Origin of the sequence: Psychroserpens mesophilus (assembly GCF_000826645.1) — a bacterium.
Taxonomy (GTDB): domain Bacteria; phylum Bacteroidota; class Bacteroidia; order Flavobacteriales; family Flavobacteriaceae; genus Psychroserpens; species Psychroserpens mesophilus.
The window spans coordinates 65,029-80,228 of record NZ_JXJP01000004.1 but is presented as its reverse complement, the minus strand read 5'-3'; the positions used below and the strand labels follow the sequence as shown (position 1 = coordinate 80,228).

The following is a 15,200-nucleotide window of genomic DNA, read 5'->3' as shown; positions in this document are numbered from 1 at the left end:
TTTATAAATTTTTTAATGCGGCCTTTATAAGGGTTTCTACATTTGAATCTGGTTGCTGAGACAGTAATTTATCTAATACACGCTCAGATTGCTTTTTAGCAAATCCGAGAACTTCTAAAGCTGATAACGCTTCATCTTTATTCGTATTGTTTTTATTAACAGAAACTTCATCAATATCATACACCTTCAATACTTTATCTTTTAAATCTAAAATGACTCTTGCCGCAGTTTTTGCGCCAATTCCCTTAATAGATTGAATTAAGGCTACATCTCCATGAGCTATACCTTCCTTAACTTGTTGAGGCGTCAACGAAGACAACATCGTTCTTGCTGTACTAGCTCCAATACCACTTACAGACAATAAAAGTTTAAAAATTTCGCGTTCAGAAACTGAAGAAAATCCATATAAGGTGTGCGCATCTTCACGCACAATTAAATACGCATATAATTTTAGATTTTCTTGATCAGGAATTTGAGAATACGTATGTAAAGATATGTTTAATAGGTAACCAACACCATTGCAATCTATAACAACATCTGTTGGGTTCTTCTCTACTAATTTCCCCTGAATATGCGTGATCATTTATTAGCTTCGGTTAAAAACTCAAATGTAATAAAATTATTTACATTTCAAAGGTGATGTTTTGCTAATGTTTTAGGCGTTCTTGTTCTGCTTTTGCCTTTTGTTGCGCATCGATAACTGCTATAGCTGTCATATTGACTATTTCTTCAACACTTGCATCTAACTGAAGAATATGAACAGGTTTACGCATTCCCATCATTATTGGACCAATAGAATCTGCTTTATTCAATTCTTTCAGTAACTTATACGTTATATTTGCCGATTCCAGATTAGGAAATATAAGCGTATTTACTTTTTTCCCAGCTAATTTAGAAAACGGAAAAATATCCTGTAGCATTTCACTATTTAAAGCAAAATCAGTTTGTAATTCACCATCGACCAATAAATTTGGATGACGTTTATGTAAATACTCTACAGCTTCACGAACTTTAGTGGCTGTTTGATTTTTTGATGACCCAAAGTTAGAATAGGATGTCATCGCCATGACTGGTTCCATACCAAACATACGCACCACTTTAGCTGTCATTTGTGCAATACGTGTTAAATCGTTTGCTGACGGATTAATATTGATTGACGTGTCACTTAAAAACATTGGCCCACGTTTAGTCATCATCACATTTGTTGTCGCTATTCGCGTGGCTCCTGGAGCTAAACCAATAAGCTCTAACATAGGCTTTACGACTGAAGGATAACTTCTTGAAAATCCCGTAACTAACGCATCTGCATCACCTTCATTAACCATCATTGCCGCAAAATAATTACGTTCTCTCATGATTTTTTCTGCAGAATATAACGTCACTCCTTTACGCTTTCTGTTTTTCCAATACACCTGAGCATATTTATTTTTACGCTCCAGTTCTTCATCAGATTTTGGATCAATAATTTCAACATCGACATCAAATTCAATCTCGTTCATGAGCTCTAAGATGGTATCTTTTCTTCCCAACAAAATAGGAATAGCAATACCTTCATCATAAGCAATTTGTGCCGCTTTCAAAACATCTAATTGATCTGCTTCTGCAAAAACAACACGCATTGGATCTAATTTAGCACGATTATGAAGTAAACGCACAATTTTATTATCGGAACCTAATCGTTGTAATAATTCCTCTTCATATTTATCCCAATCAACAATCGGCTCTTTACTTACACCACTATTCATTGCCGCTCTTGCAACAGCTGGAGGCACTGTAGCAATAAGTCGTGGATCAAAAGGTTTAGGAATGATATAGTCTTTACCAAAAGTTAATCTCGTTTCGCCATAAGCAATATTAACCTGCTCTGGAACTGGTTCTTTGGCTAAATCTGCTAATGCTTTTACAGCAGCCATTTTCATCTCCTCATTAATTTTTGTAGCTCTAACATCTAAAGCTCCTCTAAAAATAAAAGGAAATCCGAGTACATTATTCACCTGATTTGGATGGTCACTTCGACCTGTCGCCATAATGATATCATCTCGCGTGTCAATAGCAAGCTTGTATTCTATTTCCGGATTTGGGTTCGCCATTGCAAAAACAATAGGATTTGCTGCCATTGTTTTTAACATCTCTGGTTTTACAATATCTGCCATAGACAAACCAATAAATACATCGGCATTTATCATGGCCTCATCTAGTGTATCTATTTTTCGATGTGTAGCAAATTCGGCTTTTTGCGAGCTTAAATCATCACGATCGTCTCTAATCACACCTTTACTATCGAGCATGACCATATTCTCCCGTTTGGCACCACAAGACTGATATAATCTTGAGCAAGAAATCGCAGCAGCTCCAGCTCCACTAATAACAATTTGGACTTCTTCTATTTTTTTATTTGCTATTTCTAAAGCGTTGATTAGGGCAGCTGCAGAAATGATTGCAGTTCCATGTTGATCGTCGTGCATAACCGGAATATCCAGTTCTTCTTTTAAACGTCGTTCAATTTCAAAGGCTTCAGGTGCTTTGATATCTTCTAAATTAATGCCACCAAAAGTTGGTGCAATCATTTTTACGGTTTGAATAAATTCTTCAATATCTTCAGTATCAACCTCAATATCAAACACATCGATATCCGCAAAAATTTTAAACAATAAACCTTTACCTTCCATTACAGGTTTTGATGCTTCCGGACCAATATTTCCTAAACCCAAAACGGCAGTACCATTTGAAATAACAGCAACTAAATTCCCTTTAGCTGTATACTTGTAAGCATTGTTTTTATCTTTCTCTATTTCTAAACATGGCTCAGCAACGCCTGGAGAATACGCTAACGACAAATCACGTTGTGTTGCATATTTTTTTGTAGGAATGACCTCAATCTTTCCTGGTTTTGGTTTGGCATGATATACTAAGGCTTCCCTTCTTTTACTTTGCTTGCTCATGAAAATGTGAATTAACTACCTGAATTAAATAAGCTACAAATGTAACGGTTTTAAAGCAAATGTTATCTTAAAAAAAAAGATTACAAGCGCTTGCTTTTTAAATAGAATACTATATTTATACTTTACTCGTTTGTAAGAATATCCAACCTTAATGTCTGAATGAAAAACCTTCTTATTTTAGTTTTACTCATAGCTTTTGAAGGCTTTTCGCAAAGCGGCTCGTTGTTTACTATTGTCGATTTTGATACTAATGAACCTATAGCTTTTGCAAACATTATTTTCAACGATGATGTTTACAGCGGAACAATTTCTGATATTGACGGTGTTTTTTATGCTTCAAATACAGTACAAAAAATAACCATCAGCTATATTGGCTATGCTTCTAAAACGCTTAACTTATCTGATTTAAGTTCGAATAAAATTCCTCTTAAAAAAGAAATAAGCGCACTTGATGAAGTCGTTATTACCAATTCTGAAAATCCTGCACATCGTATTATCAGAAATGCGGTCAAAAACAAGAAATTCAACAATCCAGAGAATTTAAATGCTTTCACCTATCAGTCTTATGACAAAATTATAGTAGATGGTGAAGAAATGGAAGTAGAAGAAGATACCTTAAATGAATTGGGTAAGTTTTTTGAAAAATCATATTTATTTATTACTGAAACTGTAGCCAAACACAAATACCTCAAACCCAAATTTACTGAAGATAGCATTATTGCAACTCGTACCTCAGGTTTAAAAACTCCGAGTTTTGCTTTATTGGCGAATAGCATTCAGCCATTTTCATTTTATGAAGACTACATTACCTTGTTCGAAACCGATTATTTGAATCCGATTTCAAAAGGAAGTACAAAGAAATATAAATTCAGACTTAAAGAAGAATATTTGAGAGGTAAGGATACTATTTTCGCTATTTCATTTGAACCGAATAACAATAGAAATTTCGAAGGACTGAAAGGATTAGTTTATATCAACTCTAATGGCTACGCTGTACAAAGTGTAGATGCAACAACATTTAATTCTGGAAAAATAGAAGTTTCCATTCAACAGAAATATTCGTTTATAAAAGATGAACATTGGTTCCCCGAACAATTAAATTTTCAAATTAGTATCGGTGGAAAATATGCAGCCTTAAAGTATCTTGGTAAAAGTTATCTTTCAGACGTTAAACTCAATCCACCTTTAACAAAAAAAGACTTTCCTGTATTGCCTATTGGTATTCAAAAAGATGCTGTAAAAAAAGATGTTGCGTTCTGGACTACCATTCGGCAGGATTCTCTAACCGAAAAAGAAACACGGACTTATGTTGTTATTGATAGTATTGGTGAAAAGATAAAATTCGACAAGATCTTAAACTTTTCTGCGAAACTTGTAAAAGGAAGGTTTTCATTCAAATATGTGGATTTAGATTTAACAAAGCTCTTCCTTTATAATAAATTCGAAGGCTTAAGACTTGGAGCAGGTTTTTACACTAATGAAGATGTATTTGAAAACGTTTCTATTGGCGGATTTGCAGGTTATGGATTTCAGGATTATGAATGGAAATATGGTGGCGAACTTTTAATTGACATTCCTGGCAAAAAGGAGATTCAACTTCAATTGAAATATGAAAACAATCTAAAAGAAACTGGAACTTCTTATTTTAAACACAATCAGCGTTTATTTAATGCTAGAGATGTGCTAGGAGAACAAATGGATCAGATAGAAGCGTTTAGTTTCAATACCAAAATGAAACTCTTTAGAAATATAGACTGGAAGGTTGGTTTTCATACTGCTAAAATTAATCCGCTTTACGATTATAGTTTTAATGCAAATGGCACATCTGTTGTTAGTTATACCAATTCTGAAATAAACATTGGTGTTGGCTACTTTGTAAATGAAAAATTGAGTAACATTTTTAATTCTATTACAAGAATAGCAAGTGATGATCCTGCTTTTAATCTCACCTATTCACGTGGCTTATCTAATGTCTTCGGAAGTAATTTTAGTTATAATAAAATCCGTTTCACACTAGACCATAGCTTTAGAACTAAAGGTTTAGGAAAAACAACCTATAGATTGGATATGGGATTTATTGACAGTGCTATTCCTTACGGACAATTATTCACAGGTGAAGGAAGCTACGATAATGTGTTTCCTTATGTGTTTCATAATTATTTTCAAACAGCTGAACCTTATGAATTTTTATCGGATCGATATGTCAATCTTTTTACGTATCATAACTTCGGAATGCTACTCAATAACAAAGGCTTTTTTACGCCAGAAGTAGTGCTGCATAACAACTTTGGTATAGGAGATTTATCACATGCTTCTAAGCATGAAAACATTGCCTTTAACATTAAAAACGAGCTCTTTTTAGAAACCGGTTTAGAGCTTCGTAATATTCTCAAATTGAATTATCTTGATGTTGGTTATTTAGGACTTGGAGCTGGTGGATTTTACCGTTACGGATTTCATAACTTACCAGATTCAGGCCATAACTTTGTGTTTAAATTTGCGGCAGGTTTTACGTTTAAGTAATTTTTTAAATTAAACTAAAAGTTTAAAATCACCATGTCTTGTTTGATGTAATAAAACTCCTGCTGCTGCACTCCACGCACAATAAGGAACTCCGTTAGGCTCCCTAGTTTTTGTGTTGAAATTCTCATAAAAAGAAAAATCGGAGATCTCATTGGCATTATTGATTTTTTCCAGAATAAAATCAGTTTGTAACATCTTATTTTTTGAGAATAGTGCTAAACCAAAAAAACCATTGACCATTGACCAGCTTCCTCCATTATGAAATTCGTTTGGATAATTTCTAAATTCGTATTTACAATTATTCTTTAATAAGTTCCAGTGTTCATCATCTTCTGATATAGGTGGCCAAAATGCTGGAAGCATTCCTAATTTTGTTTCTGAAGCCAAGTTGAATGCAAAATTCATTTGCCTATCTTGAAAATCTTCATCACCTATATTCAACATCACAGCTAAAGCATTCGCAAAGGCATCAAATTGAATTTTATACCCTGAAGGAGAGAATGAACAAGGCAAATAATCTTTAAATTTAACTTCGTCATAAGCTCTTTCATGAAATTTTTCTCCACCAGAATTAGGAAAAAAATTAATTTGAATCTGTTCTATTATACGTTCAATCTTAGTCGATATACTATCACTCTTCACAAAATAATTATAACTTTTCAAAGCCCATAATCTGAGTAGTTGATCATATAGAACGTAGCCATCAGTTATGTATTCATCAGCCCAATTGCCAGACAAAGGCACGTATAACAAATGTTTATTATTAAACTCCCAAGCTTCTAAAAGTGTAATGCATTTTTCGATATTAGACTTGTATTTATCAATACATGAATTCTCCTTTTTATAATACGCATATTGACAAACTCCTATTACAAACCACGTTACGGCATCTACTCTACCTGCTAAACCACCATAACTGATATCTATATCATTATTTTGAATACTTACATTGGAAGGTATGGTTCCTATTTTATGTTGGTGCGTTGCTAAGGTTTCTATGGTTTTTTTAAAAATTCGAATAAGTTCCTCATTTCCTGAAGCTAAAGCAGCTAAACCACAAATGACACCATCTCGAGCCCAAACCCTTTTATAATTAGAAATATTTTGTGCACTCGCCAGAAATCCATCTTCGGAAGAACACTTAAATAATAATTCAATTGATTTGTTATATACTATGCTCATTACTGAGTGATTTTAATTTTATTCTACTATAATAGTTTAGAAAGTATATTGATATTATCAGGTAATCTCCCAACATTTTGCAGTTTAAGAGCTGCCAGTTTTAAAGCAACTTCTAAGCATTTCTCTAAGGGATTTTTTTTAATGTAAGCAAACAAAAAGCCTGACCAGAAGGCATCTCCTGCTCCAGTTGCATCCATTACTTTTTCGATTTTGATAGCAGGCATTTCTATTAATTTTTCATTTTTTTGGGACAACTTCACACCTTTTGAACCTAAAGTTAAACACACCATATCAACTCCTTCGTTATGAAAGAATTCAAACATTTGTTTGTGAGACATGTTTTTATCAAAAAGTCGAATTAGATCGTCTTCACTAATTTTAATTAAAGGATTGAACTTGCAATACGCTTTTATAACATGTAATGCTTCCTCTCTACTGTGCCATAATTTATTAGAATAATTTAAATCTATACTCAATTGGGTACCAAGATGAAATGCTTCTTCTGCTTTTTTGATTATTGTAGTTTGAGCAGGTTTTTTACTTAAAGCAAAACAGGTGGTATGAAAAATAGTCGTTTTGGATAAAATATCTTTTGAAATTTGATCTTCAGTAATTTCGGCATCTGCTTCTCTAAAAGGTATGAAATCTGGTGTTGTTTCTGACCTAGAAACAAATATGACACTTGTAGGTTTGTTTTTAATGATTTTAACGCTATCCGTATGTACACCAACTTCATGAAATCTTTTAAAGATATAATCTCCAAAACCATCATCGCCAACAGTTGCAACCATAGCTGCATGCAATCCTAACCTCGAAGAATTCATAGCTACATTTGTTGGTGAACCACCTAAATATCTATGGTAATCTCTAGTGTCGTCGATCAATACTCCTGATTGATGACCTATAAAATCAATTAAAACTTCTCCAACGCATAGAATATCTATGTTTTTCATAAATAATTTAATGTTAAAATTAGTGACCTATTGGTGCAACTATTGTGTTGTTTGGTGCTTTTTTACTTTTAATGAATAATGTTAAAATTGCACTAATAATTAAAAGAACTCCTGCAAATGAAATTGCCATTCGTGGATCATTATTTAAAAAATGTTTTAACACATAACCAAACGATAGCGTTTGTAGAATCATAGGTAGAACAATCATCATATTTATAATTCCCATGTAAACTCCATATCTTTCCTTTGGAATATCTGAAACAACCATTAAATAAGGTATACCCATCATACTTGCCCAGCCAATTCCAAATCCTGTAATTGCAAAGAATAGTAAGTTTTTATTTTCAATATGTGGAAAAGCTAGAAATCCAATTGCAGCAATAAGCAAACAAAACGCATGAACTCTTTTTGCGCTGTACTTTTTAGCAAATCCTACAAGAGCAAAAGCAACTAGAAAAGTGACCACATTATACCAGCCATTAACTAAACCTGTCCAACTTACAGCTTCGCTATAGACTTCCTTATTTTCAGGAGTTACGTTCCACACTGAAAGCGCAACACTTTTTGAAGAGTTCTGCCAATAACAAAATAACGCATACCATTGAAACAGATACACTAAAGCCAATTGCCACATAACCTTTGGCATATCTTTAATGGCTGAGAAAATTTCTATAAGTGGTTCAAAAACACTCCTTTTCTCTCTGAGTTTTTCTAATTCTTCAGCTGTTGGAGGGATTTCTTTTGTTTTGCTGATACTCCATAAAATCGATGATATAGAACAAAATGCACCTAAAAAAAACGAAGCATAAACCCAAGTTGGCAAAGAACCTGTCATTCCAATAAAAATTAATGGGAAAATAAACAAGGATACATTAGCTAATACTTGTCCTAATCCAGTAAAAAAACTTTGCATCTGAAAACCTAAAGGTTGTTGGTCATCATCTAACTTATCGGCTATCAATGCTCTATAAGGTTCCATTGCTGTATTATTTCCAGCATCTAAAATCCACAATAATCCTGCTGCCATCCATAAAGAACTACTAAACGGAAACGCTATTAAAGTTAAACTACAAAGAATAGCTCCAATTAAGAAAAATGGTTTTCGTCTTCCTAATTTCGGGCTCCATGTTTTGTCACTTAATGCTCCAATGATGGGCTGAACTAATAAACCAGTTACTGGTCCAGCAAGATGTAAAATAGGAATCTGATCAGGACTTGCTCCTAAAAAATCATAAATTGGAGTAACTGCACTTTGTTGCAATCCAAAACTATACTGAATTCCAAAAAATCCAACATTCATATTCAGAATTTGCCAGAAGCTTAATTTTGGTTTTTTTAGCATAGCCTATTGTTTTGTAACGTTTTAATGTTAAGTAATGTAACTTAATTTTTGTGAAAAAAGAGCCAATGCTATTAAAAGGCATTGACTCCCAACTCAAATCAACTTAAAAATAAATAAATTTTGTTAACACTTAATTAAAATTTATTAGAAACTATAGTTAAGTCCCAAAGAAATTGATCTTCCAGGAACTGGTCTAACTCTTAAATAATTTGTTTGTCCTTCAACGATACTTCCTTCTTCAGATTCAGTGATACCTAGAGTATCAAAGATGTTATTAGCTGAAAGATTAGCCTTTAGGTTGTCTGTTATTCCCAAATTAACAAAGCTATTAATGATTACAAAACCTGGTAATACTAACTCATTTGAATCTTGAGCATAAGCTTTACTCTGACCTATAAAACTTAGACCAAATGCATTCTGATTTGTTTTTCCGAAATTAAACGTAGGAATAAAACTATAAATAAAGTCTGGTTGTCTTCTTGGTGTGTTACCAGCATTATCTCCTGAATCAATTTCAGCATCTGTAAAAGTTAATCCTCCTCTAATATCAAATGAATCGCTAAATCTGTAAGAACCTTCTATTTCTATACCAACAGATTTGTAATCATTTTCTATAATGCTGTTAGAAGTCGCTTCGAATCCTCCTTCTTCAACGGTTTTAGCAAAAAAGACAGTTGCATAAAGTGATCCTTTTTCAAATCCTCTTTTGTATCCAATTTCTGCTTGATTTATAAAATCGAGTGCATTTATTCTATCACTATTTGTATAATCTAAACCAGCAAACAAAATACGATCTGCTTTAGCTGAACCACCTCTACTATAACGAGCAAAAATAGCTTGGTCATCATTTAATAAATAATTAGCTCCTAATGAAAAGGAAACATAATCATATTCATAATTTACTGTAGTTGGATTAGCTAAATCTATAGATTGAACCGTTTGCTCTGGTAGAGAAATGTCACCATCGTTATTTATGTCATTAACTGAAGTAACTGGTCCAGCAAACGAACCATCTACTTGTCCTTTATCGTATCGAACACTTGCATCAAAATTTAATTTTTCTGAAGCTTCGATAGCAACTGCTAAATAAGGCGCAGACGTATTATACCTTGTGTCATAACTACGCTGACAACAATTTCCGAAAAAAGCAGCTCCATATCCAACTAATCCATTAGTAGATAAGGTATTTCCTCCTGCATCTAGAGCATCAATTAATCTTGCATCATCTCCTCTAGCTTCTAACAAATAAGAATTCCATAACCATGACATTGATACGTTTTGGATGCCTTTAAAATAACCGACAGTCACGTCTACATTATCAAATGACTTTGTTAAACGAATGTCATTCATATAGTTGTTGAAGTTATTTAATTGGGTATCGAAAAGCACAACTGGAGCAATTAGTGAATTTGAAGCGACAGCTCCATCTCCATTAGCATAGGCTAAAGAATCATATCCATTTGTAGTAGCGAAATCACCAGTTAAGAAATCTGATACTGTTGAAACGCTTGCAGGAAAAGGAGAATTAAATCCACCTTTATTAAATGAAAATCTTCCATTATTTTTAATTTTAAATCCATCACCTAGATCAAATGAAGCTTCCATACCCACAGAAGTTGAAATAGGGTTCATTCCGTCACTAACATTTGATCGTCTTAATTGTCCACTTTCTCCAAGACCAACGTTTTGTGATAAATACGGTGTATGTAACGTTTGATTATTTGCATCAAAATTTGGAACATTTTCAAAATTAGGATCGGCATTTGTTCCAGTTACTTGAATTGGATTTGGCAAATATGCAATTGCTCTATCGTTCAAATACTTTGCATATAATCTAACATAACCTTTGTCAAACTCTTTAGTGATATTAAATTTGAATTGCCCTCCATTGTTAGCAACATAACCTGCATCACGAATACCTTCACCCACTCTGTAAAATCCACCCATGTGGAAATAAAGTCCTTCAGCTATTGGAGCTCCATATTCAAAATCTGTTCTAAAATTCCCATAATCTAATCCGAAAGCTGTTGAAATTGAACCTCCTTCTGTTTTTCCAGTTTTGCTAATTAGGTTAATTATTGCACCTGGGGAATTTGAGGATAACGTTGAGGCCGAACCACCTCTAATAGCTTCTATTCTAGAAATATTTGAATCGTATCTAGTAAATATATCTGCTGTTGCAAAAGACATATCACCAAACAGTAAAACTGGCAACCCATCTTCTTGTAACTGAACATATTTAGATCCTCCAGATGAAACCGGGACACCACGAACAGCTATATTAGAATTTCCTTCGCCTCCAGAAGACTCTGAACGGATACCAGGAATAGTTCTGAAAATTTCTGCAGTAGTTCTTGGTGCAGATTGTTCTATAACTTCAGGTCGCATTGTTGTTACAGAAACACTTGATTCTATTCTTGATTTTGGATTAGTAACTCCGGTTACAATGATTTGATCTAAAGATTCTGCATCTTCAGTCATTGAAATGTTAATAATAACGTCTTCATTATTAATTGTGACGCTTTGAGAAAACTTAGAGAAACCTAAATACGACGCATTTAACGTATATGTTCCGTTTTCTACATTTACAATGGTATAATTTCCATCAAAGTCAGAAACTGCTCCTTGAGTCGTTCCTTCAATAATAACATTAACTCCTGCTAAAGGAATACCTGCACTGTCTGTAATACTACCAGAGATTTTCGACTGAGCGAAAACGGCAGACATCGAAATCATTAGCAAAAGCAATAAACTGTAACTTTTTTTAGTTGTAATCATTTTTAGTCTATTTTAATAATTTGATAATTATTGTGGTTAATTTTTACCGAATCTATATTTAATATTTCTTTTTTAAAGAATTTCATAAATCGAAAACGTTTTCGATTGACCGAAAACGTTTTCGATTTCATTTATTTTTATTATTTTGCGATTAAAATTCTGACATTTTGAAACCAGTTACACTAAAAGAAATTGCCGAAACTTTAGATATTTCAATAACTACGGTTTCAAAAGCATTAAAAGATTATCCTGATGTTAGTAAAAAAACTAGAAAACTGGTTCGAGAAACAGCAGCTCAATTAAATTACAGACCTAATTCTTTTGCGGTTAATCTGAGAACTAAAGAATCAAAAACTATTGGATTGATTATACCTGAAGTTGTACACCACTTCTTTTCCACAGTAATAAAAGGCATTATCTCTCAAGCTGAAAGAAAAGGATATCTTGTTATTATTTTACAATCTAATGAATCTTTTGAACTTGAAAAAAAGCAAATTGATTTGCTATTAAGCAAGCATGTTGATGGCATTTTAATTTCATTAGCTAATGGCACTTCAGATTTCAAACATCTTACTGATGTTATTGATCAAGGCAAACCACTAGTTATGTTTGATAAAATTGCTAAAATTGTAAACTGCTCAAAAGTTATTATAGATGATAGAAAGGCTGCATATACTGCAACTCAGCACCTCATTGATATCGGTTGTAAACGTATCGCCCATTTTAGAGGTCCATTATTGCCACAAAACTCTATTGATAGGTTTCTTGGGTATAAAAAAGCTCTAATAGACAATAATTTGCCTTATGACCCAAGTTTAGTATATATATGTGATTGTAGTGATAAGAGCTTTGAGGAAGGCAAAAAAAATGCCTCACAATTAATCCAAGATCATAATGATGTAGATGGTATTTTTATAAATACAGATATGGTTGCTATTGGAGCTATAACTGAATTTAATAGATTAGGAGTGAAAATTCCTGAAGATATTTCTATTGTAGGTTTTAGTAATTGGTTCATGTCTTCAGCTATTACTCCCTCTTTATCTACTATTGATCAACCTGGATATGAAATGGGCAAAATGGCTTTTAAGCAATTGTATAAAGAATTAAAAGCATTAAAAAAAGGACGAGAAGTCAACCCAAAAATTATCGAATTAGAAACTGCACTAGTAAAAAGAGATTCAACTAAAACTAAGATTTTAAAAACTTAATATTCCGTTGCAAACCTTCAAATTTTGTACGTTTAACAGCCGAGTTTTTAAATACCTTATTAAAGGTGTCTTTCGTAACCTCTTCCCAATCGCTTTTAGTCATCGCTAACAATTCAGGATGCGGATTAAATAACGGTTCACGATGAGGCTTTGAAAAACGATTCCACGGACAAACATCCTGGCACACATCACAACCAAACATCCAATCATCAAACTGACCTTTAAACTCTAAAGGTATATTATCCTTGAGTTCTATCGTAAAATACGAAATGCATTTACTCCCATCAACCACATAAGGCTCAGTAATGGCTTCTGTAGGGCAAGCATCTATGCACGCAGTACAAGTTCCGCAATGGTCTGTTGTGACATAATCATACTCTAATTCTAAATCGATAATTAATTCAGCAATAAAGTAAAACGAACCCACTTGCTGTGTGAGCAAATTACTGTGTTTTCCTATCCAGCCCAAACCAGATTTTGCTGCCCAAGCTTTATCTAATACTGGAGCCGAATCTACAAACGCACGACCATGTACGGCTCCAATTTCATCCTGAATTGAATGTAATAAAGTTTTCAATTTATCTTTTATGACAAAATGGTAATCGGTTCCATAAGCATATTTTGAAAGCTTGTAACTATCATCGCTTTGAATTTCTGAAGGAAAATAATTCAACAATAGAGACACTACACTTTTAGAACCTTCCACCAGTTTTGTTGGATCTAAACGTTTATCGAAATGGTTTTCCATATAACGCATTTCTCCATGCGCATTATTTTTAAGCCATTTTTCCAGTCGTGGTGCTTCAGTTTCTAAAAATTCTGCTTTGCTAATACCACAGGACAAAAATCCGAGGCGCTTGGCTTCCGTTTTAATGAATTGGCTGTATTTGGATTTTTTATCTAACACTACGATCGTTCTTCAAATCTTAAAAACGCATTTTTTGGCTTCAACGTAATTAATGGTGTGATTTCAATGGTATCAAAATCAGCATGAATTTTGTATTTAGAAATGAGTTCACTTACAGCAATAATCATTTCAAACATGGCAAAATTATTTCCAATACATTTTCTTGGTCCTGCTCCAAATGGAAAATATTGAGACGAAAATTGTCGTCCGCCATCTTCAAACCGTTCTGGTAAAAATAGTTCAGGTTGTTCCCATAACTCAGGATGACGATGTATTTCGTAAACCGAAAATAACAAATTAGAACCTGCTTCAAAATGCATATCATTAAAATCATCAGCTGCAACATTCACGCGATCTATAAAATAAGCTGGAGGATACAATCGCATCGATTCCTCTAATACTTGCTGACACACTTTTGAGTTAGAAATACGAGTCATGACATTGGTTTCATCTTTTAAAGTTCTCCATTCTTCAAAAATTTGATTTTGCCAATCCGGATGTTTTGCCAATAACTGAAACGTAAACGTTAACGCATTAGAGGTTGTTTCATGTCCAGCAGTAAAAATGATTAAGATTTCATCAATAAGTTGTTCTTCAGACATGCCTTTACCATCATCATACCTGGTTTCTAAAAGCATATCTAATAAATCGCCAAAGCGTTGTCCTGATGTCTTTCTGTCTTCAACAATACCCTTTAAAATGGTTCGTGCTTCATTTGAAAGATTTAAATGTTTTTTTAAAACTCCACTGCTTTTGAACCACCATCCCAAATAAGGTTGTCGCAATTCTTTAACTAGCATTTTTTGATTCGCTTCAGTAATGAATTGAAGCCGTTCCATGTCGTTTTCTCTTGCAGCTTTTGTGAACAAGGACTTTACAACTGTTTGAAATGCTAAATCATTAAGAATAGGAAAAACATCTATGGTTTGATCTGTTTTAATTTTTTTGAATTCAGAAACAATCGTGTCTTGCATTCCGATTAACAAATTTTCCAGTTGCTTTTTATGAAAGGCAGGTTGCATCATTTTGCGTTGCTTCTTCCATTTTTCACCTTCGGAAGTTAACAAGCCTTCACCTACATACTTTACTAAATCTTCTGTTTGAATTTTGGATTTAACGTAGTTTTTTTGATTCTTCTGAAGGACGTATTGTGCAAATGCAGTGTCTCGAATAAATAATACGTCTGTATTGAACCCAACTTTTAATCTAAAGATGTCACCTTTCTCATTAAAATTTTGACGATGAAACGGCAAAGGATTTTTAAGAATCTCTAAAGAATGTTTTAGAAATCTATGTAATGGAACTGTAGGAATTTCTTTTTTTGAAGACATTAAAACTGTTTCCTATAAAGGTATGGTGAGA

10 protein-coding genes are annotated in these 15,200 nt (G+C 33.4%); 2 read left to right on the top strand and 8 right to left on the bottom strand.

Features of this window, described 5'->3' with window-relative positions:
* Position 1 precedes the first annotated feature (1 nt).
* Together ruvA and TD18_RS06040 are read right to left on the bottom strand one after the other, a co-directional pair.
* The gene (gene ruvA / locus TD18_RS06045; RefSeq protein WP_040249949.1) at positions 2–583 is read right to left on the bottom strand and encodes a Holliday junction branch migration protein RuvA; all 582 of its coding nucleotides are present in this window, start codon (positions 581–583) and stop codon (positions 2–4) included.
* A gap of 64 nt (positions 584–647) precedes the next feature.
* On the bottom strand, positions 648–2,942 hold the full coding sequence (locus tag TD18_RS06040) for an NADP-dependent malic enzyme (RefSeq protein ID WP_040249946.1): 2,295 nt from the start codon (positions 2,940–2,942) through the stop codon (positions 648–650).
* Positions 2,943–3,101: 159 nt separating this feature from the next.
* Between TD18_RS06040 and TD18_RS06035 the strand changes: the two genes are divergently transcribed.
* Positions 3,102–5,465 carry a DUF5686 family protein gene (locus tag TD18_RS06035; RefSeq protein ID WP_040249945.1) on the top strand — a complete coding sequence of 788 codons (2,364 nt, stop codon included), beginning with the start codon at positions 3,102–3,104 and terminating at the stop codon, positions 5,463–5,465.
* A 9-nt stretch (positions 5,466–5,474) separates the two neighbouring features.
* On the opposite strand, the gene TD18_RS06030 is transcribed toward TD18_RS06035, so the two are convergent.
* From TD18_RS06030 to TD18_RS06015, 4 genes are all read right to left on the bottom strand, one after another.
* Positions 5,475–6,647 (bottom strand): glucosidase family protein, encoded by a 1,173-nt coding sequence (locus TD18_RS06030; RefSeq protein ID WP_040249943.1) that lies wholly within the window; start codon positions 6,645–6,647, stop codon positions 5,475–5,477.
* A 26-nt stretch (positions 6,648–6,673) separates the two neighbouring features.
* Positions 6,674–7,600 (bottom strand): carbohydrate kinase family protein, encoded by a 927-nt coding sequence (locus tag TD18_RS06025; protein ID WP_040249940.1) that lies wholly within the window; start codon positions 7,598–7,600, stop codon positions 6,674–6,676.
* Between the two features lie 19 nt (positions 7,601–7,619).
* The gene (locus tag TD18_RS06020; protein ID WP_052461059.1) at positions 7,620–8,942 is read right to left on the bottom strand and encodes an MFS transporter; all 1,323 of its coding nucleotides are present in this window, start codon (positions 8,940–8,942) and stop codon (positions 7,620–7,622) included.
* 144 nt (positions 8,943–9,086) lie between these two features.
* A complete protein-coding gene (locus tag TD18_RS06015; protein WP_040249937.1) occupies positions 9,087–11,720 on the bottom strand; it encodes a TonB-dependent receptor in 2,634 nt (877 codons plus the stop codon).
* 167 nt (positions 11,721–11,887) lie between these two features.
* On the opposite strand from TD18_RS06015, the gene TD18_RS06010 reads away from it, so the two are divergent.
* Positions 11,888–12,931, top strand: a complete 1,044-nt coding sequence (locus tag TD18_RS06010; RefSeq protein ID WP_040249933.1) for a LacI family DNA-binding transcriptional regulator — start codon at positions 11,888–11,890, stop codon at positions 12,929–12,931.
* Here TD18_RS06010 and queG read toward each other — a convergent pair.
* Positions 12,912–13,838 carry a tRNA epoxyqueuosine(34) reductase QueG gene (gene queG / locus TD18_RS06005; protein WP_040249927.1) on the bottom strand — a complete coding sequence of 309 codons (927 nt, stop codon included), beginning with the start codon at positions 13,836–13,838 and terminating at the stop codon, positions 12,912–12,914. The genes TD18_RS06010 and queG overlap by 20 nt on opposite strands.
* Positions 13,838–15,169, bottom strand: a complete 1,332-nt coding sequence (locus tag TD18_RS06000; protein ID WP_040249925.1) for a cytochrome P450 — start codon at positions 15,167–15,169, stop codon at positions 13,838–13,840. Before TD18_RS06000 ends, queG begins: the two co-directional genes overlap by 1 nt.
* Positions 15,170–15,200 lie beyond the last annotated feature (31 nt).

Excerpts from the sequence above, each read along its gene's own strand:
- TD18_RS06025 (WP_040249940.1), bottom strand. The coding sequence starts at position 7,600 with ATGAAAAACATAGATATTCTATGCGTTGGAGAAGTTTTAATTGATTTT.
- TD18_RS06020 (WP_052461059.1), bottom strand. The coding sequence starts at position 8,942 with ATGCTAAAAAAACCAAAATTAAGCTTCTGGCAAATTCTGAATATGAAT.
- TD18_RS06030 (WP_040249943.1), bottom strand. The coding sequence starts at position 6,647 with ATGAGCATAGTATATAACAAATCAATTGAATTATTATTTAAGTGTTCT.
- TD18_RS06035 (WP_040249945.1), top strand. The coding sequence starts at position 3,102 with ATGAAAAACCTTCTTATTTTAGTTTTACTCATAGCTTTTGAAGGCTTT.
- TD18_RS06040 (WP_040249946.1), bottom strand. The coding sequence starts at position 2,942 with ATGAGCAAGCAAAGTAAAAGAAGGGAAGCCTTAGTATATCATGCCAAA.
- TD18_RS06015 (WP_040249937.1), bottom strand. The coding sequence starts at position 11,720 with ATGATTACAACTAAAAAAAGTTACAGTTTATTGCTTTTGCTAATGATT.
- ruvA (WP_040249949.1), bottom strand. The coding sequence starts at position 583 with ATGATCACGCATATTCAGGGGAAATTAGTAGAGAAGAACCCAACAGAT.
- TD18_RS06000 (WP_040249925.1), bottom strand. The coding sequence starts at position 15,169 with ATGTCTTCAAAAAAAGAAATTCCTACAGTTCCATTACATAGATTTCTA.